This is a genomic window from Pontibacillus yanchengensis (assembly GCF_009856295.1).
Taxonomy (GTDB): Bacteria; Bacillota; Bacilli; order Bacillales; family BH030062; genus Pontibacillus; species Pontibacillus yanchengensis_A.
This window is the reverse complement of record NZ_WMEU01000005.1, coordinates 141656-163616: the sequence shown is the minus strand read 5'-3', so window position 1 is coordinate 163616 and position 21961 is coordinate 141656. Positions and strand designations below refer to the sequence as shown.

The window sequence follows — 21961 nt, the reverse complement described above, 5'->3', positions numbered from 1 at the left end:
TGCTTAGTGTTTTCGTCAGAGCTGTATGTTATGCATAAAAAACCTTATCCCCTAAAAAGAGAATAAGGCTTTCTGTTTGTTCTTTTAAAAACTTAATTCAATGCACTCTAATGTTTCTTCTATTTCAATACTATCTTTAACGGACTGAACCATTGAACAGTTTTTCTGAGAGGTCTCAAGGTTTTTGAACATTTTGTCCTCGTCTAGGTGCTTCCCTTTAATAACATAATGAAGATGAATCTTCTCGATTCGATTGGCCTCATCCTCATTACGTGTTACTTCTGCTTTCACATTAATATCTTCGTATTCCACTCGCTGTTTATCTAAGATTTTTCGAAACACTGATAAACTACACCCTGCAATCGAGGAGACCATTAGTTGGAACGGTCTAAACCCCTGTTCTTCATCTGAGGATATATTTAGTGCTCCGAAATCTGTTGATGTACGAATTCCGTCGTGCTTTAGATAAAATTGTAATTCTGCCATGTCGCTCACTCCTTCTATATAATCTTATAAATGAGGTACTACTTATAATGTAACCGAAATCCCCCCACTCATAACGCTTTATCCTATGTAAAGCCTATTTACTAACTGTCACATATGTAATGAAAAGATTCAAGAAATAGGGTATCCTTGCTATTTATAATGACCCTTAGTAGCATTATCCTTGGATACTATCGACAAAATGAGGTTTTGCTATGCTTAGAAAACATTTTCGCTTCACTGTTTTAATTTTATTAGTTACTATTTCCGGATTCACTCAGGGAATGCTTTTACCGTTGATTGCAGTAATCCTAGAACAAAGTGGAATCTCTTCCTCCATTAATGGATTGCATGCGACAGGTTTATATATAGGAGTATTAATTGCTTCCCCTTTCATGGAAAAACCAATTCGTAATATTGGGTATAAACCTATGATCATGCTAGGAGGAGCACTTGTCTTTATATCTCTACTCTTTTTCCCATTTTGGGAATCTTTATGGTTTTGGTTCATGCTACGAGTAACCATCGGCATCGGAGACCATATGCTTCATTTTGGAACGCAAACATGGATCACATCAACTTCACCAGAGAACAAACGCGGGCGTAATATAGCTTTATATGGCGTGTTTTTTGGATTAGGGTTCACGTTGGGGCCTTTAATGACTCGACTCGTTTCCATTCATATCTCACTGCCGTTCTTACTATCAGCTGCATTTAGTGTGATTGTTTGGTCCCTTATGTTCTTGGTTCGAAATGAAATACCAGAAGAAGATGAAGAATATTCAACATCCTCCAATTCATTTAAACGCTTCGCTAAGGCTTGGCAGTACGCATGGGTAGCTTTCCTCCCTCCTTTAGGTTATGGATTTTTAGAAGCTACTCTACACGGTAATTTCCCTGTCTATGGAATGAGAATCGGCCATGACGTGGATACACTATCGCTTATTATCCCTACATTTGCAGCAGGCAGTTTGATATCACAGCTACCACTTGGTATTCTAAGTGATCGAATAGGTCGGAAAAAAGTATTAGTTTCCGTTATGTTATCCGGTATCGTATGTTTCGGGCTTGCGTCTTTTTATGAGCAATCGGTAACTTGGCTCATAATATTATTCACATTAGCCGGAATTTTCGTAGGATCCATCTTTTCTTTAGGCATATCCTATATGACAGATATTTTGCCAAAGTCCCTGTTGCCAGCAGGAAATATCATGTGCGGAATTTCTTTTAGTGTGGGTAGTATCATTGGTCCTTATTTAGGTGGCGTGTACATTGATTTATTCCCTGATGCCTCTTTCTTTCATGTGATTACCACCATGCTAATCATTCTTGTAATTCCAATTCTCCTTAAGAAAGAAAAGCCCCCCCATAACCAAAAGAGCCTATCTCCCGCGCAGTAAGAACTAGCTGGAGATAGGCTTCTTTACCCTTTCCTTCCTTCATCAATACTCTTGACTTTACGTTATATCATGCTATTATTAAAAACAGATACTAATTTAAAATAATTCTAATTAAGAATCATTTTCATTGAGAAAATACCAACAAAACGGGTTATTAATCCAAATGTGATGTAATTGAAAAAGGTTTTCATTCTCAATTAAAAAGAAGGAGTTGAGAAAATTGGCTTCAGAAGCTAAAGCAATGCAATCATCAACAAGCTCTACCACAACTACGAAACGTCCATATAAGTGGATTTCCAATATAAAAGAACATGCAGAGTTAATTGCTGCACTCTTTAGCGGCATTCTAATTTTAGTTGCCTGGTTAACTAACACTATAGTCAGTGAACCGACCAGTATTACTTTATATGTGCTTGCTTTCCTTATTGGTGGATTTGCGAAAGCCAAGGAAGGCATTGAGGAAACGATTGAAAACAGAGATTTGAATGTAGAAATGCTCATGATATTCGCAGCCATTGGTTCAGCTGCAATTGGTTATTGGACCGAGGGAGCAATTCTAATCTTTATTTTTGCGATGAGCGGAGCACTTGAAACGTACACAATGAACAAAAGTCAAAAGGAAATATCTTCGTTAATGGACCTCCAACCTGAAGAAGCTTTACGTCTACACGATGGTCAAGAAGAGCTTGTTCATGTATCGGAGTTATCCATAGGTGATCACATTCTCGTTAAAGCTGGCGAACGGGTACCATCAGACGGGGAAATCATCAAAGGGAAAACCTCTCTTGATGAAGCTGCCATAACAGGGGAATCTGTCCCCGTATCAAAGGAACTTGGAAGCGAAGTATTCGCAGGTACTGTAAATATTAATGGTAGTATCACAGTGAAAATCACGAAACCTGCCAATGAAACATTATTTCAAAAAATCGTTCAACTTGTTCAATCCGCTCAAAGTGAGAAATCCCCTTCCCAGTTATTTATCGAACGCTTTGAAGGTACTTATGTAAAAGTTGTTTTACTCGTCGTTGCGTTAATGATGTTTGTACCTCATTTTGCTTTCGGATGGGGATGGCAAGACACAATCTATCGAGCGATGATTTTATTAGTGGTAGCTTCTCCTTGCGCTTTAGTAGCATCGATTATGCCAGCAACATTATCTGCTATTTCAAATGGAGCACGACATGGCATTTTATTTAAAGGTGGCGTTCACTTAGAAAATCTGTCCCATCTTCAGGCCATCGCATTTGATAAAACCGGGACACTAACAAATGGAACGCCAGAAGTAACAAACACCCATTTTCGTAGTGGTAATGAGAAGGAACTCCTTTCTATTTTCACCGCAATAGAACGGGAATCAAACCACCCACTCGCACAAGCCATTGTACGTTATGGAGAAAATCAGAATGTGCAACAACATATTGAGGTTTATGATATGACAAACATAGCTGGTAGTGGCGTAACAGCAAAAGTTGAAGGTAAACAATGGAAGATAGGCAACGCAGATTTTGTAGGAAGAGAAGATGCGTTTGAATTTGAAGGTGGTATTGGCGAAAATTTAGCCGCTGAAGGGAAAACGTTAACCTTCATCGCTGATGAGGACGGCGTTGCGGGATTAATAGCACTGAAGGATCAAATAAGAAAAGAAACAAAAGATGCACTACAGTCATTACGAGAATCCGGTATATACACAGTCATGTTAACCGGGGACCACGATACAACAGCACAAGCTATCGCAAAGGAATGTGGAATCAATCACTATATTGCGGAATGTTTACCAGAAGATAAAGTGGAACAAGTAAAATTATTACGAGAATCATTTGAAAATGTAGCAATGGTTGGTGATGGTATAAATGACGCACCAGCCCTAGCAACAGCGAATGTAGGGATTGCCATGGGAGAAGGAACCGACGTAGCTCTAGAAACAGCCGACATTGTTTTAATGAAAAACGAACTTCCCAAAATCGCAAATGCCATTAAGCTTTCAACGAAGATGAATCGTATCGTTAAACAGAACGTCATCTTTTCGATTGGAGTTATTATGCTACTGATTATTTCGAACTTCTTACAAATGCTTAACCTTCCGTTAGGAGTTGTAGGCCATGAAGGAAGTACAATTTTAGTCATTCTCAATGGACTGCGTTTACTAAGATAGAAAAGCGCAATCGCCCGTTTAGCGACGTACAAACTATCCAAAATTGATTAATGGGAGTTCGATTAAACCCGCTGCCTCAACGCAGCAACAACGAACCAACCTACATCCTGTAGGCCGACTCCGATGTTGACTTATCATAAGGAGGAGCAGGAAGTTTGCTGGGCGTTGGAGCTAGAAACGTAAAGCGTCATGCATCATCATACTATCTTCACTTAAAAAAGCCAGACAGTAACTGTCTGGCTTTTTAATTCTAATGAAAATCGTTTTTCTTGTTAGCAGAACCACTTGTTTTATGCTTGGATTTATCATTATTATTCTTTTGCTTTTTGTCATGACTGTGCTTATTATTACGTTTATTGTTACTCATGAGATTGTTTCCTCCCTTATTGGATTCACCAATAGGTTTCCCGCATCCTAAACAGTTATGTATCGTGAGTCTATGCCATTTCTTTTCAATACATGTTTATTAAGGCTTAAATGCTTTACGATCTCTGAGCATTGCGTTGATCTCTCCACCGATAATAATAATCATCCCTGACAGGTAAAACCAAAGCATTAAAATAATAATTCCTCCAAGGCTACCATAAGTAGTGGAGTAGGCTTGGGCGCTAAAGCTGACATAATAGGAAAATCCTAGTGATGCTAGCTGCCAAAACAACGTTGCAAAAGCAGAACCTGCTAGTGCTTGTTTTATATTCACATGATGATTAGGCGCTAAAATGTATAACGATAGCAATACAAGTACTAATATCCCCGAAGATATAACCCAGCGTAAAGCATCCCAAATCGCTAAGAACCGCTCAGAAACTCCAAACCATGTGAAAATATACACCCCAATGGCTTTACCAAACACAGGTAACAGCAAGGCCACAACAATAACGATGAGCATCGCAATTGTTAATACGATAGCAATAAATCGATTTTTTAAAAAGGAGCGGTCTTCCCCAACTTCATAAGCACGGTTGAACGCTCGCATAATAGCATTTATTCCATTAGAAGCAGAAAGCAAGGTACCAATAATTCCAACGGATAACAGACTCCCATTTTTCGCTTCTAAATTATTCGTAATTAGCTCTAGTGCCGCTTCCGGTGCATAACTATCCAACGTAGCTTTCAAGCTATCTAATGAAATGGGAAGATACCCCATTAAAGCCACTAAAAAAATCATAAATGGAAAGATCGCTAACAGAAAGAAGTAGGCTAATTGTGCTGCGAGACCTGCCACTTCATGTTCTGTAAAGCGTCCAAAAAGTTCTTTCCCAAATTGAATAGCCTTTTGCAACGAAACCCCACCTTGCTTCTATGTTTCAAGTTTTTCTTGTTGATCTTCTGTTTGTTGTTCTACTGTATCTAAGTATCCTTCCATTTGATCAAGAAACGATACAATATCATTTGTACGTTGAGTTAATGTGTTTGTCGCTCTTTCATATTGATTTCGAAAATCGTGTATCGCCTGAGTTGGATTAGAAATATAACCTTTCGTTTGTGTTCCCATACTCTTTAGACATTGCCCAGTTTGTACACGCGTAGTTTTATCAAACATGGTTAGTATGGCACCTGCTAGTGCACCTAATGCAACACCTGTCATTAATTTATTCTGTCCCATTGTTTTCTCCTCCTTATAATCCGTGATCTTGTTTAATATCTTCTAGTAATGCATCGCAACCTTCAGTGATTAATTCATACACTTCATCAAAATTGCCTGAAAAGTAAGGGTCTGCTACATCTTCGCTTTCACTACTCTCAACATAGTCCATGAATTTCACAACTTTAATATCATCATGAGCTACTTCAAAAGCTTTTAAATCACGCAGATTCTTTCGATCCATAGGGATAAGATAGTCAAATTTCTCCCAATCTCCCTCTTCCACTTGACGGGCACGAATTCCTTCATAAGAAATATCTGCTTTTCCTAAGATACCTCTTGTTTCTGCATGAGGTGGTTTGCCTTGGTGGTAGTCCCCTGTACCTGCTGAATCTACTTCAATTTGATCGGATAATCCAGCCTTTTCAATACGGTCCCTCATTGTTGCTTCTGCCATTGGAGACCGGCAAATATTGCCTAGGCATACAAATAATACTCGTATCATGATATCACCTTCACTTTTAGATTCAATTTTATTATAGTAAACAATCCATTAAACACATAGCTATATACATATCTTTATTGTTCTTTCCCCATATATGTGTGAATAAACCCACACACTTCAATGAGGAAAATAGCACCAATATAATTTCTAATGTAGATTTTTGAAATGCTCTTGACATTTCTTGTTATTTTTCAGAATATTTATATATATTAAAAATTGAAGGAGGGATTTATTATGGAAGAAGATAAGTCAGCATTATTAACATCACTTGAATGGTTAAGTGGTGTAGTTTGGGGGATGCCTTTACTCATCCTTTTAGTCGGTACAGGTGTTTACTTAACCATTCGTCTTGGATTCTTGCAACTACGGACATTACCATACGCATTAAAGCTTGCGTTTAGCCCTTCAAAACAGGACAAAAAATCAAAAGGGGATATATCCCACTATGAATCATTAACGACCGCTCTTGCAGCAACGATTGGTACAGGGAACATCGTCGGTGTTGCGTCAGCCGTACTCGCAGGTGGTCCTGGTGCAGTATTTTGGATGTGGATTACGGCACTATTTGGTATGGCAACAAAATATGCAGAGGCCATTTTAGCCGTAAAATACCGGACAACAGATGCAAATGGTCGTATCTCTGGTGGACCGATGTACTACTTAGAAAAAGGGTTAAAAGCGAAGTGGCTAGGCGTATTATTCGCAGTTTTTGGTGCAGTAGCCGCTTTCGGTATCGGAAATATGGTTCAGGCTAATGCCGTCACCAGTTCTCTACAGGCTTCATTTAACATCCCTAAAATCGCAACGGCAATTATATTAGTAACCCTTATATCTCTTGTTATTATTGGTGGAATCAAAAGTATAGGACGCGTAACGTCTTTCTTTGTTCCAATTATGGCCGTCTTTTATATTATCGCTGGCCTTATTATTATCTTCCTTAACATTGATTCAATTGGCCCGGCATTTGGCATGATCTTCACGGATGCATTTACAGGAAATGCAGTTGCTGGTGGTGCAATTGGTACAGTTATTCGTTGGGGTGTTGCACGTGGTGTATTCTCAAACGAAGCAGGACTCGGATCAGCACCAATCGCCGCAGCTGCTGCCAAAACAGATTATCCAGGCAGACAAGCTCTTGTATCCATGACGCAGGTATTCCTGGATACCCTTCTGGTTTGTACAATAACAGGGCTTACCATTGTTATGGGTGGAAAATACACTTCAGATATCATAGACTCAGATTTAACAGCTGAATCGTTTGGTTACTTTTTAGGTAACACTGGCTCCATGATTGTAACGATTGGTCTTGTCTTTTTTGCCTTTTCAACCATTATCGGATGGTCTTACTATGGTGAAAAATGCTTTGGCTACTTAACCAACCAACGTGGGATTACATTGTATCGAATCATTTTTGTAACCTTCGTCTTTATCGGTGGCGTCTCCAAATTAGCTGTCGCCTGGGCATTTGCCGACGTAATGAATGGACTCATGGCCTTCCCTAACTTAATCGGACTCCTCGGTCTATCCGGAGTCGTCGTAGCTGAAACAAAACGGTTTATGAAGGTTATGAAAGAAGAGAAACAAGCGGAAACATCGAATAGTTACCAAACATAATGAAAAGCGTAAGCGACCGGCAAAACTTCAACCAACTATTTCACATGTAAAACTCCCTCCTGTGCCTTGCACAGCGAGGGAGTTTTTTATTTTTTCAAAGAGTAACCTCTAGAAATCACGCATAACCTATAAACATTCTCAAAAAAATCATGAGTTATTAAATTGACACATCCATCTCAAGCAAGGTATGATATGTATCATCAAACAAATTAATCCCTATATGAATAGTTGGGATTAAACATCACAGGGAGGTTTACGACATGAAGAAATTTTTATCCATCATCGCTTTTACTCTACTAGCTATGGTTATTGCTGCATGCGGCACTAGTAATGAAGACAGCACGGATCAAGCTTCAAATGGCGATAATCAAAATAACGAAGAAGGTACATCAGAAGAAGGCACTAATTCCGATCAGAATTTATATGAGCAAATTAAAGAGGAAGGTGTTCTTCGTGTAGGAACGGAAGGAACATATCCTCCTTATACATTCCACGACGAAAACGATAAACTGACAGGTTATGATGTGGAAGTAGCACGTGAAGTAGCCAAACGACTTGATCTTGAAGTGAAGTTCATGGAAACAAAATGGGATTCCATGTTTGCTGGGCTTAACTCAAAACGTTTTGATATGATCGCCAATCAAGTTGGGATTAAACCTAAACGTGAAGAGAAATACGATTTTTCTACACCTTACACAATCTCCACTGCCGTTCTTGTTGCTAAAAAAGGCAATGATAACATCAGCAGCTTTGAGGATTTAGAAGGCGCAACAGCAGCTCAATCTTTAACAAGTAACTTCGCTGATATCGCAAAAGAATACGGTGCAGAAGTAACAGGTGTGGAAGGTTTTAACCCTGCCATGCAACTACTTTCATCTGGGCGTGCAGATGCAACCGTGAATGATCGTCTATCCGTTTTAGACTTTATTAAAGAAAAAGGCAACAACGCACAAGTAGAAATTGTGGATCGTCAGGATGAAGCTTCCGAGAGCGCAATGATGTTCCGTAAAGGGAATGATAAATTAGTTGAAGCAGTTAATGGTGCCCTTAAAGAAATGAAGGAAGACGGCACGCTAGCCGAAATTTCTGAAGAATGGTTTGGCGAAGATGTTTCTACTAAATAATATGTTAACTTCTGCAGTATTTGATGCAGACCGATATATTGATATTGCACAGAGTTCCTTTCTTCCATTATTGAAAGGAGCTCTCTTCTATTCCATTCCGATGACACTAATTTCGTTTGTCATCGGAATCATTTTAGCCATTACAACTGCTTTATTTCGGATATCAGGTATAAAAGTACTAAGCGGGATTGCTAGAGTCTATATATCCATCATTCGAGGTACACCGCTACTCGTACAATTATTTATCATATTCTTTGGCTTAACATCTGTAGGTATTAAATTAGATCCCTTCCCAGCTGCTATTATTGGATTCTCATTAAATACAGGGGCATATGCATCTGAAATTATTCGGGCTGCTATTCTTTCCATACCTAAAGGTCAATGGGAAGCTTCCCAATCCATTGGAATGTCGTATGGACAATCATTAAAGCGAATCATCCTACCGCAAGCGACTCGAGTTTCTATTCCACCATTATCGAACTCGTTTATAAGTCTAGTGAAGGATACTTCCTTGGCTTCAACGATTTTAGTAGCTGAAATGTTCCGTAAAGCCCAAGAAATCGTAGCGAACACCTATGAACCACTTCTTTTGTACACAGAAGCTGCTTTCATCTATTGGATGATATGCTTCTTACTATCCCTTGTACAAGATCAAATTGAGAATAAACTAAACCGCTACGTTAGTTAAGTTAGGAGCTTATATATGCTATCGATTCGAAATTTACACAAACAATTTGGTGACTTAGTGGTCTTAGATGGAATTGACCTAAATGTAGAAAAAGGAAAGGTGATTGTCGTCATCGGACCTTCTGGTTCTGGAAAAACGACATTACTCCGTTGTTTGAATGTTCTTGAGACCCCAACAAAAGGGAATGTTTCCATTAATCGAACGGAGTTAAATTTTGAAGAAAAAGTAGCCAAAAGAGATATTCAAACGTTACGTAAACAAACAGGCATGGTCTTTCAAACATACAACCTCTTCCCTCACATGACCGCTTTGCAAAATGTGATTGAAGGACCTGTCACTGTCCAAAAGATTAACAAGGAAAAAGCAAAAGAAAAAGGCATTCACCTGTTAGAGAAAGTTGGACTAGGAGATAAGATTGACTATTATCCTCATCAACTTTCAGGAGGACAGCAACAAAGAGTAGGAATTGCTCGCGCCTTAGCCATAGACCCTGAAGTGATGTTGTTTGATGAGCCTACCTCCGCCCTAGACCCAGAACTTGTTGGCGAAGTACTTCGTGTTATGAAAGAACTTGCCCATGAAGGCATGACGATGGTGGTCGTTACCCATGAGATGAGTTTCGCAAAAGAAGTAGCTGATGAAGTACTGTTCATGGATCAAGGACAGGTTGTCGAACGTGGCCATCCAGATAAAATCTTCACAAGCCCTAAAGAAGAACGCACACGCCAATTTTTAAACTTATTAAGTGAGTAAGAACAAAAGCTCAGAGCGCCCGTTTAGCGACGTACAAACTGCTGACCACAGGACGTGGGTTGGTTCGATGTTGCTACGTGATGTAGCGATTTTAATCGAACTTCACCTGATTCCGTATGAGATAAAGGAAACACGAAGAGCGGTAGCGATTCGATGTTGACTTATCGTAAGGAGGAGCAGGAAGTTTGCTAGTCGCTGGGCGCTGGAGCTGGACGTGACAAAAGCTCAAAGCGCCCATTGTGTTTAATCGAACTTCATCTATTATTGAAAACCCCCTCATCCTTAAGACGAGGGGGTTTTTCACATTACTCATTCCTAGTTTTAACTGGAAGAAAAGGAATTCCGATAACTATAAGCATCAACACTACAACAGCAGATATAAAGTAAACGTTAGTAAGTACATTCATGATGTGGAATGGTGCATTATGCACATATACTGCCTTTACCCATTGATTATCGCTTTTAACAGCTATTGCATCGGAAGTTGATGTTCCGTTTATTTTGTAATAGTTTGTTCCGATTGGATAATAGTTAGAAGCATCTCCATAATAATTCCCAGACATGTCATCAGGTTGTGTCTCTACTTTCCCTATTTTATATCCTATATCATTGCCTTCGATGAATTGTTCTTGCTTAACTTCATACACTTTTCCTTCCCAAACAACAAATGGATAAGCCCAGGATAATGCTTGAACTGATGGACCCACCAAAAGTATAACGAACAGAGATAGCCACCATATTCTTTTCATTAGTACCCCCAAAACCCACATTGGATAAAGCTTTTCTATGTTCTTGTACATAATTGATCAAACGTTTGATCAACTATTCTTCTTAGGTAGGGAACTAGATATTAGTTACGAGTTCCCACTTGCTCAATGGTAAAGCGATCCAATTCGTTGAATTGCAACGTATGCTCCCCTTCTCCATATTGCTTTTCTTTATAATATAACTTTTGCTCCGATTGATCAGCTTCGATTTGCTTTTCCTTATCCCACTCCACGTCCCAACCTACTTGTTCATGGAAACTTTCTACTTGAATGGAGGCACTTACACTTTCACCGATGTCCACCACTGCTTGCGATGTACGTTCAATCACCCAATCTGCTTCTAGAGTATCAATGGAAACCGACAAGTCATTGGGGGGTTGTTGAACCTCAACAGGGATATTTGCTGGTAAGGAAAGGGTGCGATGAAAACGAGTACGTTCGTATTGGATTCCATTTCGTTTCGGTCCCTGTAGTAACTGGATGTACATCGTGTTTCCAGTACTAGTCACCTGCACTATATCCTCAGCTTTTAGTTCGCCTTTCTTTAGGAAACTTGACTCAAATGTTCCAAATAGATGAAAGGAATCTGTCGCATTCGTTGTAAGCTCTACATCATTATGTCCAGCTTGCACAACAATTTTATTCACATTGCTCGTTACTTGCTGTTCGAGCTTTGGAAGAGCTCCCTCTGTTGTTTCACTGTGAATAGCTCCTTTCACTTCTTCAACAACGCCCACAGAGGACATAAGAAACAATCCGATACCGATAGTTCCCAAAAACCCAATAAACAGAATAGACAGAAAATCGTAGTGAACAACAGGCTTTTCTTGTGTCGAAGTGAAAATATAAACAAGTACTTCCACCCCTAAAACAATTAAAAGTGCTGGCCACCAAGTAAATGCTAAAGAGGAAGCTTCCCAACCAAACAGCTGGGAACTCATAAGTAATACCCCTAATAATATCAATGTTGCTCCCATTGATATCGTTCCGACTCTCCACCTTCTCATACATCATGCTCCTCTTTTTTTGACTTCGAACCCATTAGTAGCTTGATACCTCCACCAATAAAGAGGAAGCATACAACAATCATTTGAAAGTACTGTTCATAATAGTAGCGTATATCGACGTTGAGCAGTGTTCTCAATTCAGCAGCCAAGGCTGGCATAAAGATGGAATCTACCAAATAAAACAGCCCTAGTAAGATTAAAATAACTCCTATCCAACGCTGGTGATTCATGACATGTTTCACAACTGGCACATCTTCGAGCTCTTCATTATCCATTTTGCCAGCTTGTTGTAATGTATCAAAAAAGCTATAAAACCAAATGATAGGAATCAGAAATAGGAAGATGGACAACCGCAAAACATCTAAAACATAGATGGATAGTAAAAATCCGCCCATAAACTGTAAACCTCTTCGTTGCAGTCCCATATACATATGACCTGCTCCCGGAAAAATCCCGAGTATTGTCGCTAACACCTTACTCTTCCGCTCATTAACTCGATGGCGATCAAGGTCCTCCATGAGGGTACGGTCCTCAAGCGTTTCACCACGGTCCTTCTGATTTAGCAATTGAATCACATCAAATAGCCCATAAATCCAAATAACAGGCAGAGCTAATAAGAAGACAAGAAAACCACCAGTACCTGTTATGACACTTACAAAGAAAACCATCATTCCAACCCCGATAAAACCTGTTAAAAATGTAAGCCCACGTTGATTTAATCCTAAATGGAAATGCCCCACTCCAGGGATAAACGAAAGAAGAATCGTAAAGAACCTCTCATTCTGTTCGTTTCGATTGCTCATCGACATTCCATCTACATCCGGTTCTCCTTGAGTAACTTTCGATTGTCCACTTTTCATAAGAAGCGTTATGACCATGTCGATGACATTTATCACCCATATGAAAAATACCCAAAATACCAATAATAGTTTTACTTCTGTTGGGAGAAGAGGCTCTACCACTAAAATAACCAAGCCCAGAAATAATGGCCCAAAAAAAGCTAAACTATATAACATACCTTTAATCTTTCTACCGAAATACATATGACCAAACCCAGGAATCAACGCCAGGAAAAACGCTAAAATAGGTGATTTATTCATTGTTATTACCCTCCTCTTCAAACGTTAATTGATCTAATAAGGATCCTGTCTTTTCCATCAAATGCCCAGAAAATGAGGGACCTTTTTTTATTCCATCTTGATTAAATGAATCTGTCATATACTGAAACACTCCAGACATCATGAGGAGAAGTGTGAAGCCTGCAGCTACTACATAATGAATGAATGTGTTCCGTTGTTTTGAAGGTTGAGCACTGAATGTTTTGGATGGTGTCTGAAACGTTGGATGTTGATTGATAATGGTTTGAGCTGTATCATTTGTAAACTGTTCCGAAAGGGGAGAAGTTGTGTCAGCTACATCCAATTGCTCTAAATACATATCAAAACACGTATCACATTGTTCAAAATGAGCTTCCAATTGTAGCTGTTCTTGCTCCTGGAGTTGTCCGTTTATATATAGTTGAATGAAATCTTCGGTAACATGCTTCATTAAAACTCATCCTCCTTCCAGTTGTTTTTCATCCATTTACGAGCTCGATACAAACGCATCTCCACTGTTTTCTCTGCCAAACGTTGTTCATGGGCAATACTAGAATAGGATTTTCCTTCTATGTAGTAAGCATGGACGACACCTCGATAACCTTGAGGAAGCTGTTGTATGGATCCCACAACTTTATTCTGCTTTTGTTGCTGGAGCCAATCATCCTCGGCACTATCTGAAGGAGTGGATTGCCATTCAAATTCTTCTGTTAGTTCTTCATGGCGTCTACTTCTCTTTCTTTTCGCATCAATAGCTTTATGATAGGCGATGCGACTAATCCAGGTTTTAAATCCTTTTGATTCATAATCAGGGAGAGCGTCGACCATTTTAATAAACGTTTCTTGTGTTAAATCCTCTGCTTCTGCTTCATCTCGAACAACATTGACAATAATTTTAAACAAGTACCCTTTGTATCGTTCAATGATCATTCTCAAAGCTTGCTGGTTCCCCTGTTTCACCTTTTCAATTAACCGATCATCCTGAATAGCTCTCCCCTCCTTCCATCAAACACTACACCTAATAGACGCACGTGACTTCTTTATCCCTACAGAATTTTATAACTTTTTTTGTAAAAAGGTTTCTATACTATATATTATCTAATTTAAAAGGTAGTTGGAGTGCTTTTTTACACATTCCATTAAGGAGACATAATCTTGAAGACTTGAATTCGAGATAGCTTGAGGGGAGAGAAAAGTTTGCGTTGCGTAATTTCAGAGAAAAGATGGGCCTGGAAATCACTCGCTTCCCTGTGCCCCTCCACGATGTATGTTCGTTCGAGGTTGCTAAAGGATGTAGCGAACTCGATGCGTTAAAACATCGGCCCTGGAGCGACTTTCCCTGCTCGGAGCAAGAATCAAAAAACAGGAGCTACTTTTGAAAAATAGGAGCGACCGCCCCAATTTCCCGGCCCATCTTTGCGTTCGTTTGGTTTAACGGAAAAAAACTCTCTTTCCAAACATCAAATTCATCTCGAAATCAGGTCTTCAAGATAATGATGCTATTATAGAATAAAGAAATAAAAAACTGAGCCTTTTCGGGCTCAGTTTTCTGCTTCTATCGATTTTATACAATCCGGACCTTCATGACGGGCATTATTCACATATGTACTTACAGGGTAAGCTTGTAGACTGGGAATTTGTAAAGATTGGAGATAATCATGGATCTCATTTGGATCACGCTCTTCATGTTTCATCCACCATGCTTCATCTTCTTGAGGCAAGATGATTGGCATCCGTTTATGAATCGGCTCCATAAATTCATTCGCTTCTTTCGTAAGAATCGTACAAGTCACAAGTTCCCTATCATCCGTTTTCCATCGATCCCATAACCCTGCAAACGCAAAGAAAGGACGATTCTCTTTTGAAATGCGAAGAGGTTGTTTTCCTGAATCTGTTTTCTGCCATTCGTAGAAGCTATCTGCAATGATGAGGCAGCGTTTCCTTTGTAGTAATCGTTTAAAGCTCGGTTTCTCATGAGCTGATTCAGATCGGGCGTTAATCATTTTATATCCAATCGATGGATCTTTTGCCCAAAATGGAACAAGCCCCCACGTTAGATACCCTGCTCTATTGTTTTCGCCATCGTTGATAATGGACATCACTTGTTGACCTGGAGCTATGTTGTATCTCGGTGTGTACTCTTCTAACCTGTGCTCAATTCCATATGATTTCAGTACTTCAAGTTCTTCTGCTAATAGGGTAAACCTTCCACACATATGATTTTACTCCTTTCAGCCTAAATTAAAAATTCATTCTTACAGTTTATCCCCATCCATATACTCTCATTCTGAACAAAAGCTCAGGATGCCCGATTAGCGACGTATGTGCTGCAGCCCACACGACGTGGGTTGGTTCGATGTTGCTGCACGATGCAGCGATCTTAATCGAACTTCCCCTTAGTCAGTAGGAGATAAAGGAAACATGAAAACATGCGTGGGTGATTCGATGTTAACTTATCGTACAGAAGCGAGGGAAGCAAACTAGTCGCTGGGCGCTGGAGCTGGACGTAGCCACATCACTTTATCAAAGTTATCAACAACCTCAACCCGTTTATAAATTCCTAGAAGAAAATAGAAAGCCTGTTACTTCGTTTGAAATAACAGGCTTGATGTGAATTACTTAATCGTGAATGGCATGGTGATTCCCTTCGTCATTTCGACTCCTTGATTACTCTTTAATGGTTCAATTACTAATTTATATTCACCACTATCATAACCAGTTGAAGGAGCATTCACTGATATTTCTTCATTATTACTATCAAAATCTAGTGAAACACTAACTTTATTACCTTCTTCATCAATTACATAGACGAAGTTATCTGTAATATTTGATACTTCCATTCCAGTATTAAATTGTACAGTCCAGTCTTTATCTTCATCAAAAGAATCCTCTGGTGCTTTCCACTGACTGTAATTTGAATACTCCGGCGCTAGGCTGCCGTCACCGTTTTTGGTTACTTCCCCTTCCTTTAAGTTAGTAACCTGTAACGAACTATCATAGTCATAACGAAGTTCGCTATCCTCTTCAATTGTTACGGTGTACATCTTTGTTTCCTCGAAGTGTGGGCTTTGAATATTCATCGTATAGGTTCCAGGAGTTAATTGACGATAAGTTGTTTGTTCGCGCCCTTCCTTACGAATGTAACGGTTGCCATCCTTTTTCAATGTAATCTCTGCATTGGGATCGGTACCTGATGCCCATTCTACAGTAAGGAAATTCGTTTCATTATGATTTTCTAAATACACTCGTTGGATATCCACAGTCGAAGCTGTTGTAAATGTCCATGTTCTGGATACATCCTTATTTTCACCAGATTGAGGTTTAATATAAGCATTTACATTAACAGTATATTGTTCATTCGTAGACAACACTTTCTTCGGAATTAAAAAGACGTGATGCTTCCCGTGATCCTCTTGCTCAGGTGTAATGGAGTATGTTGAAATTTCTTCACCTGAACTGTTTGTTAACGTGGCATTTTCTACAACTAATTTATCGTTCATTGGTCCATAATACGTGTAGGAGATAGGGTAGCCTGTCCAAATTTTGTTTTTATCATAGTTTCTTAACGGATTAGGAGATTCATAGGCAAACCAAGAAATCTTAGAGTTTTGTTGCTGATGATATGGATAAAGAACGACCCGATCATCCTCTTTCATTTCCCCCCCGAAATTCACAACAAAATCACCATCTTCATTGTAACCTGTACCAGCTTCCTCGAAGAATGGATTCATTAAGCTCAAACGGTGATAAGGAGCGTCAAATAGATGATCTACAGCTAACTTTCCTCCAGGCTCCTCATATGTAATTCCTTCGCCTACATACCAATTCTCATAACCAAAGTAAGACGTTCTTTGTTGAGGTGAAACACCTGTAAAGAAATCTTCATTTTCACTGTTCTCTTTATGTCCTGTATTTTCGTACTTCAACATGTAGTTGGAATGTGCCTGCGCTGTTTCTTGTAACTTCGCATTATTGGATAAGGTTGGTAGTGCTAAATTTTCACGATATTCATTGATACGATTAAGCGCCTCAGATTGGACTTCTTCTAACAGGGTTGTATCTTTTCCTTCAAGAGGGTTCTTCTTATTATCATCTACAGTAAAGTCCCAGGATTGTTCTAATTGTTTAAGCCCATTAGCTTTCACAATAACTTTTACCGTATTCGCACCTGATAAATCGGAAGCTTGATAGGTTAAGAGTCCTGTATTCTCACTATAATCTGCTTCAACTTCTTTACCGTTTAAAAACATAGAAATGCTGTAGGCAACATCATAAGAAGATAATTTAACAAAATAGCTAATAAAAGGAGATTCATTCGCCACCTTTCCAGATGGGTTGCCTTCTTTTCCATAATTTATCGTTGCTTGTACCATATTCTGATCGGACGACTTACTCGTTTCTTCTGCTTCTACTACTTGGCTCATTGGCAATATTGCGCTAATAACCAAGACAATAGTAAACCACTTTAGCAGGTTTTTCATCTTGCCACCTCTCTCCTAGATATTTCATGGTTGCTATTCAAACGTAAAATGAACCAATTAAGAAGTCAATACTCTATTTCCCTATTACTTGAATCTATAAGCTTTTTTTTGGATAATAAACACAATTCTTAACAAAAAGGGAGTAGATGGATGTGTCATTAGAACCTAGCTTCACAGAGGATACAACTTTAATGATTTTCGACTTAGATGGTACATTATACGAAGATACAAAGCATTTCGATTTGTTTGCAGATAAATTAAAAAAGAAACTCCCAGAGGATTCTCAAATACAATTTTCAGAGGATTATTCTCATGTGAAATCAGGAAATCATCCCCTTGCAATTGGAAAAGTATATGATGCTAAAGAGGATGTTTTTTGGACATGGGATCCATTTACTGAGAAACTATCCACCCCCGAAACATGGGATGGATCACTTCACAAAGAGTATGGAAACACAACAAAGACATTTCCCGTAACAAGTTTTGATTTTAAGCGTTGGATTGCTATAGGAGACGGCTGGTGGCCACCTTATGTATTAGCACTCCATTACGGTATTGATATGGTGGATTGCCACCGTGCATATGATGAAACAAAGGTAGATATGGCAGCTGAAGAAGGTTGGCTAACTCAAACACCAGGGCTTGTCTCATACCTACAACAATTAAAAGAAGAAAAAACGTTGGTACTGATGACAAATAGTGATGAAACAGACGTCTACCGTCTTCTTCAACACCTTGGACTTGAGAATTTGTTTGATAGCTTTATCACCTCTGCTAAAAAACCTATTCAAACCACCCAACATTTCAATGAGTTATTAAAGGCTTATAACGTACAACCAGAGCAAGCAATATCTATTGGAGATAACTTTATGAATGAGATTGCACCAGCACTTCAACAAGGAATGAAAAGTGTTTGGCTCACTCCAGATCAACCTCCATTAACGCATGAAAACTTGTGTCCTGTGACTTCCCTTACTGAAATCATGAAAAAATAGTAACCGTTTGTATGTAGGATTCAAGACACGAGCAGTGCCTTTTTACAACGCACTGCTTGATGTCTAATTCCGAAACAAGGAATAGCGCGCTACTTCCTCCCCTTCAATAACTTCATCTGTAGGCACAAAACCTACTTGTTGGTAAAATTCTTTCCCGCGAGTATTGTCTGAATGGTAAGTAATCGTCACAGTCTGTTTGTTCAACCTTCTTGCCCAATCCTTCACATCTTCCATTACGCATTGAAAGGATTCTCTACCAAGCCCACGGTCCTGATAGTTTTCATCAATCATAAATCGATAAATCCATAATCCACCCTCATCTTCATCTAAGCCATACATAGCGAAGCCAATCATCTCTTTTCCGTAATATATGGCACGCATTCTCATATGGTCGAAAAACTGATACTCAGCAATGGAAAATAAGTTGGAAGCGATAAAGGGTTTCTGGTCTTCCTTTACATTTAATTTCACACACATAAGCCAATTACTTTTCGTTACAGGTACTAACTTAATCCTAGTCATAGATTTTTCTCCCTTTTCATCAGGCTTCTACATTACATATTCGAAACTTGGCATATTATTTCCTTTCAAATGAATAAATCTTTAAAAACTTCCATTCGTTTCATAGTAAGAATGACACACTTAACATAAGTCTAATGTAAAGCGACTAGGCGCTGGAACTAGACAGGTAAGAGCCAAAACTTATGCTTTCTTTACTATTAAAAAAAGCCATCGTGAATGTACCCGATAGCCTTTTCACAGTTATTCAAGCCTTTTCCAGTCCATGCATGATAAACGAAATAGTCCGCTCAATTTCTTGTTCATCATCCCAAGGATAATCTGGCATGATAATGAAACGAGTAACTAAAAACCCTACAATCGTCGTGATAGTTAAGCGGATAACCGTTTCGGTTGGATAATCTTCAATCTGACCTTTTTCTTTAAAATGATCCACTACTTCTCTAAAACGTGGTAATACATTTTCAGTAAAGATATCTTTATACTTTACTTGCATTTCATGCTGAAAGGCCATTTCTTGCAATACAATCTTCAGCAAAGGAATATTTTCCTTCGCAAATTCAAATCGATTATGAATCAACCTTCTAAGAAGTTCATCGTATCCGCTATACTGATCGTTAAATACTTGTCTTACGAAATGTTGGGCAAAAAAAGGTGCCGCAAACTTTGTAATCATTGGTACTGCAATCGAATATAGTAAATCCTTCTTTGTTTTATAATGTCTGAAGATTGTGCCTTCTGCCACACCTGCATGTTTCGCTATTTCACTAGTTGAAGTAGATGCATAGCCTTTCTCAGCAAACATTTCTACAGCGGCTTGGAGAATTTTACGTTGCTTTGGGGTAAGCTGATCGTCGTCATCCTCATTTAGGAGCATTTCCTGAATAATATCGTTCTCACTCATGGCCTAGTCCCCCTTATTGTTCGTACCTTCCATTATAGCTTGCGATGCTTCTTCAACGCTACTATATTCAGCACGTAAAACAAAACTGCGAATCCTATTAATATATAGACGTCTGTCTGGAAAGCTTCAAACCCTTTTCCTCTTATCATAATCTCCCTTAATGCATCCGCACCATACGTTAACGGCATTACTTGACCAATCCAACGTAACCATGGGGCCATTGTTTCGAGGCTAAATAACCCAGAAAAGAACACCTGTGGGACAATGACAAGTGGGATGAATTGAATCATCTGAAACTCATTACTAGCGTATGCAGAGAGTAATGTTCCAAGCGTTAGCGCCGTCATAGCTAATAAAAACGTAATCAATAATACATAACCAAAAGAACCTTCCATCCACATACCTAGTACATAAATAGAATAGGCCGCTATAATCAAGGATTGAAGCAACGTAAATATCCCAAATCCGAGTACATACCCAGAAACAACCTCGCTTCTTTTTAATGGAGTAGATAACAATCGTTCAAGCGTACCTTGCGTTCTTTCTCGCAGAAACGATACACCACCAATAATAAATACAAAGAAAAAGACAAAGAATCCGATTAATACAGGTCCTACATTATCAAATAACCCCAAATCTTCTGAACCGTGTAAATAAGAGAATGATAGCTCCATCTTATTTGATTGAGGTGACAGTTCTTTCATGGCATTTTGTAGCGTCATTTTAACAGCTTGATTCGTTGAAGGATCACTACCTTCAAGCGTAATAGACAACTTCTGTTGGTCCATTGAAATCATGGCATCTAATGCAACATCCTCTAAGGCTTCCATCGCCTCTTCTTCTGTCATTGTTTCAATTGAGGCATCTTGCTCCTCTAATGCATCCACAAAAGGTTGTGGTACATCAACAACTGCGATATTAGGTTCATATCGATCCCCCTCAAAAACTAACCACATTAGCGTGAGTACTAGTAATGGGGCCATAATTAGCAGAGCTAAAGAACGTTTATCGCGTTTGAATTGTCGTAAAATCCTTTTGATAAGAGCTAGTATACTCATGCTCGCTCACCTCCATATACTAGAAATGCACCTTCTATCGTTTCTGAATTTGTTTGATCACGCAGTTGTTGTGGGGTTCCTGTTGCAATTAAATATCCATCTCGCATCATAGCAAGTCGGTCACATTTTTCTGCTTCATCCATGACATGGGTAGTGACGATAATCGTTGTTCCTTTTTCCTGAAGAGATTTAAGCTCATCCCATATTGATTGTCTTAGCAATGGATCAATTCCTACAGTAGGCTCATCTAGAATGAGTACATCTGGTTCATGAAGAAGTGCAATAGCTAGGCTTAATCTTCTTTTCATACCTCCAGAATACTTATGAACCGGTTTATCCATGTGATTTCTCAGCCCCACGACGTCCATAACAGCTTTCATCCGTTCCTTTCGCTCTTCCGACTTTAGTTCATACACAGCACCGAAAAAATCTAGATTTTCTCTAGCTGAAAGTTCACTATACAGTGCATCGGATTGGGCCATATACCCAAGCACTTTCATTTGTTCTAAGGATGGCATTTTCACACTCTTCACCCAGGCCTCTCCTTGGTCTACTTCTAAAATACCAACCATAACCTTTACTAAGGTTGTTTTCCCAGCACCTGAAGGACCGAGTAATCCAAAAATTTCACCTTTTGGAATCGATAAATTGATATCCTTTAAGACGTTTTCCTCACCAAATGCATGCGCTACATTTTCAACCCGTATCATGCTTTCCATTTTCAACACCTCCACCAAAATGAGTGATTACTCACTTTTTATACTACCACACTTACTTCGGTTGTAAAGTGAGTAATCACTCATTTTAAGTTTTATTGACTTATCATGTG

At 39.0% G+C, this 21961-nt stretch carries 22 protein-coding genes; 7 read left to right on the top strand and 15 right to left on the bottom strand.

What is annotated here, in order from left to right:
* Positions 1-84: 84 nt before the first annotated feature.
* Positions 85-486 (bottom strand): OsmC family protein, encoded by a 402-nt coding sequence (locus GLW08_RS15505; RefSeq protein ID WP_160849558.1) that lies wholly within the window; start codon positions 484-486, stop codon positions 85-87.
* A gap of 212 nt (positions 487-698) precedes the next feature.
* Between GLW08_RS15505 and GLW08_RS15500 the strand changes: the two genes are divergently transcribed.
* Entirely contained in the window at positions 699-1883 is a 1185-nt protein-coding gene (locus GLW08_RS15500; RefSeq protein WP_160849557.1) for an MFS transporter, read from the top strand.
* Positions 1884-2103: 220 nt separating this feature from the next.
* Positions 2104-4035, top strand: coding sequence for a heavy metal translocating P-type ATPase (locus GLW08_RS15495; protein WP_423808634.1), 1932 nt, complete (start codon positions 2104-2106; stop codon positions 4033-4035).
* Positions 4036-4501: 466 nt separating this feature from the next.
* On the opposite strand, the gene GLW08_RS15490 is transcribed toward GLW08_RS15495, so the two are convergent.
* The 3 genes from GLW08_RS15490 to GLW08_RS15480 are packed head-to-tail and all read right to left on the bottom strand — an operon-like array spanning position 4502 to position 6125.
* Positions 4502-5317, bottom strand: coding sequence for a YihY/virulence factor BrkB family protein (locus GLW08_RS15490; RefSeq protein WP_160849556.1), 816 nt, complete (start codon positions 5315-5317; stop codon positions 4502-4504).
* An 18-nt stretch (positions 5318-5335) separates the two neighbouring features.
* Entirely contained in the window at positions 5336-5641 is a 306-nt protein-coding gene (locus GLW08_RS15485) for a hypothetical protein (protein WP_160849555.1), read from the bottom strand.
* A gap of 13 nt (positions 5642-5654) precedes the next feature.
* Positions 5655-6125 carry a low molecular weight protein-tyrosine-phosphatase gene (locus tag GLW08_RS15480; protein WP_160849554.1) on the bottom strand — a complete coding sequence of 157 codons (471 nt, stop codon included), beginning with the start codon at positions 6123-6125 and terminating at the stop codon, positions 5655-5657.
* A gap of 234 nt (positions 6126-6359) precedes the next feature.
* Between GLW08_RS15480 and GLW08_RS15475 the strand changes: the two genes are divergently transcribed.
* The 4 genes from GLW08_RS15475 to GLW08_RS15460 all read left to right on the top strand — a co-directional run bounded on the left by GLW08_RS15475 (position 6360) and on the right by GLW08_RS15460 (position 10304).
* A complete protein-coding gene (locus GLW08_RS15475) occupies positions 6360-7739 on the top strand; it encodes an alanine/glycine:cation symporter family protein (protein ID WP_160849553.1) in 1380 nt (459 codons plus the stop codon).
* A gap of 260 nt (positions 7740-7999) precedes the next feature.
* Entirely contained in the window at positions 8000-8863 is an 864-nt protein-coding gene (locus GLW08_RS15470; protein WP_160849552.1) for an amino acid ABC transporter substrate-binding protein, read from the top strand.
* Positions 8847-9551 (top strand): amino acid ABC transporter permease, encoded by a 705-nt coding sequence (locus GLW08_RS15465; protein ID WP_272917094.1) that lies wholly within the window; start codon positions 8847-8849, stop codon positions 9549-9551. Before GLW08_RS15470 ends, GLW08_RS15465 begins: the two co-directional genes overlap by 17 nt.
* 15 nt (positions 9552-9566) lie before the next feature.
* Complete coding sequence (locus GLW08_RS15460) at positions 9567-10304, top strand: amino acid ABC transporter ATP-binding protein (RefSeq protein WP_160849551.1); 738 nt, start codon at positions 9567-9569, stop codon at positions 10302-10304.
* 305 nt (positions 10305-10609) lie between these two features.
* Here the strand turns inward: GLW08_RS15460 and GLW08_RS15455 are convergent, their stop codons facing one another.
* The 7 genes from GLW08_RS15455 to GLW08_RS15425 all read right to left on the bottom strand — a co-directional run bounded on the left by GLW08_RS15455 (position 10610) and on the right by GLW08_RS15425 (position 17656).
* Complete coding sequence (locus GLW08_RS15455) at positions 10610-11053, bottom strand: hypothetical protein (protein WP_160849550.1); 444 nt, start codon at positions 11051-11053, stop codon at positions 10610-10612.
* Between the two features lie 101 nt (positions 11054-11154).
* Complete coding sequence (locus GLW08_RS15450; protein ID WP_160849549.1) at positions 11155-12078, bottom strand: LiaI-LiaF-like domain-containing protein; 924 nt, start codon at positions 12076-12078, stop codon at positions 11155-11157.
* On the bottom strand, positions 12075-13178 hold the full coding sequence (locus GLW08_RS15445; RefSeq protein WP_160849548.1) for a DUF6677 family protein: 1104 nt from the start codon (positions 13176-13178) through the stop codon (positions 12075-12077). Before GLW08_RS15445 ends, GLW08_RS15450 begins: the two co-directional genes overlap by 4 nt.
* Positions 13171-13626, bottom strand: coding sequence for a zf-HC2 domain-containing protein (locus tag GLW08_RS15440; protein WP_160849547.1), 456 nt, complete (start codon positions 13624-13626; stop codon positions 13171-13173). Before GLW08_RS15440 ends, GLW08_RS15445 begins: the two co-directional genes overlap by 8 nt.
* Positions 13626-14144: an RNA polymerase sigma factor gene (locus tag GLW08_RS15435; RefSeq protein ID WP_337193952.1), complete on the bottom strand. Its 519-nt coding sequence runs from the start codon at positions 14142-14144 to the stop codon at positions 13626-13628. The genes GLW08_RS15440 and GLW08_RS15435 overlap by 1 nt, the downstream gene beginning before the upstream one ends.
* Before the next feature lie 572 nt (positions 14145-14716).
* The gene (locus tag GLW08_RS15430) at positions 14717-15391 is read right to left on the bottom strand and encodes an SOS response-associated peptidase (protein WP_160849545.1); all 675 of its coding nucleotides are present in this window, start codon (positions 15389-15391) and stop codon (positions 14717-14719) included.
* 399 nt (positions 15392-15790) lie between these two features.
* On the bottom strand, positions 15791-17656 hold the full coding sequence (locus GLW08_RS15425; RefSeq protein WP_160849544.1) for a CAP domain-containing protein: 1866 nt from the start codon (positions 17654-17656) through the stop codon (positions 15791-15793).
* 152 nt (positions 17657-17808) lie between these two features.
* On the opposite strand from GLW08_RS15425, the gene GLW08_RS15420 reads away from it, so the two are divergent.
* Positions 17809-18651, top strand: a complete 843-nt coding sequence (locus GLW08_RS15420; RefSeq protein WP_160849543.1) for an HAD-IA family hydrolase — start codon at positions 17809-17811, stop codon at positions 18649-18651.
* A gap of 63 nt (positions 18652-18714) precedes the next feature.
* Here GLW08_RS15420 and GLW08_RS15415 read toward each other — a convergent pair whose 3' ends face one another.
* The 4 genes from GLW08_RS15415 to GLW08_RS15400 form a co-directional block, all read right to left on the bottom strand.
* Positions 18715-19173 (bottom strand): GNAT family N-acetyltransferase, encoded by a 459-nt coding sequence (locus GLW08_RS15415; RefSeq protein WP_160849542.1) that lies wholly within the window; start codon positions 19171-19173, stop codon positions 18715-18717.
* A 244-nt stretch (positions 19174-19417) separates the two neighbouring features.
* Entirely contained in the window at positions 19418-20074 is a 657-nt protein-coding gene (locus GLW08_RS15410; RefSeq protein WP_160849541.1) for a TetR/AcrR family transcriptional regulator, read from the bottom strand.
* Between the two features lie 32 nt (positions 20075-20106).
* The gene (locus GLW08_RS15405; protein WP_160849540.1) at positions 20107-21132 is read right to left on the bottom strand and encodes an ABC transporter permease; all 1026 of its coding nucleotides are present in this window, start codon (positions 21130-21132) and stop codon (positions 20107-20109) included.
* Positions 21129-21851: an ABC transporter ATP-binding protein gene (locus tag GLW08_RS15400; protein WP_160849539.1), complete on the bottom strand. Its 723-nt coding sequence runs from the start codon at positions 21849-21851 to the stop codon at positions 21129-21131. The genes GLW08_RS15405 and GLW08_RS15400 overlap by 4 nt, the downstream gene beginning before the upstream one ends.
* Between the last annotated feature and the right edge of the window lie 110 nt (positions 21852-21961).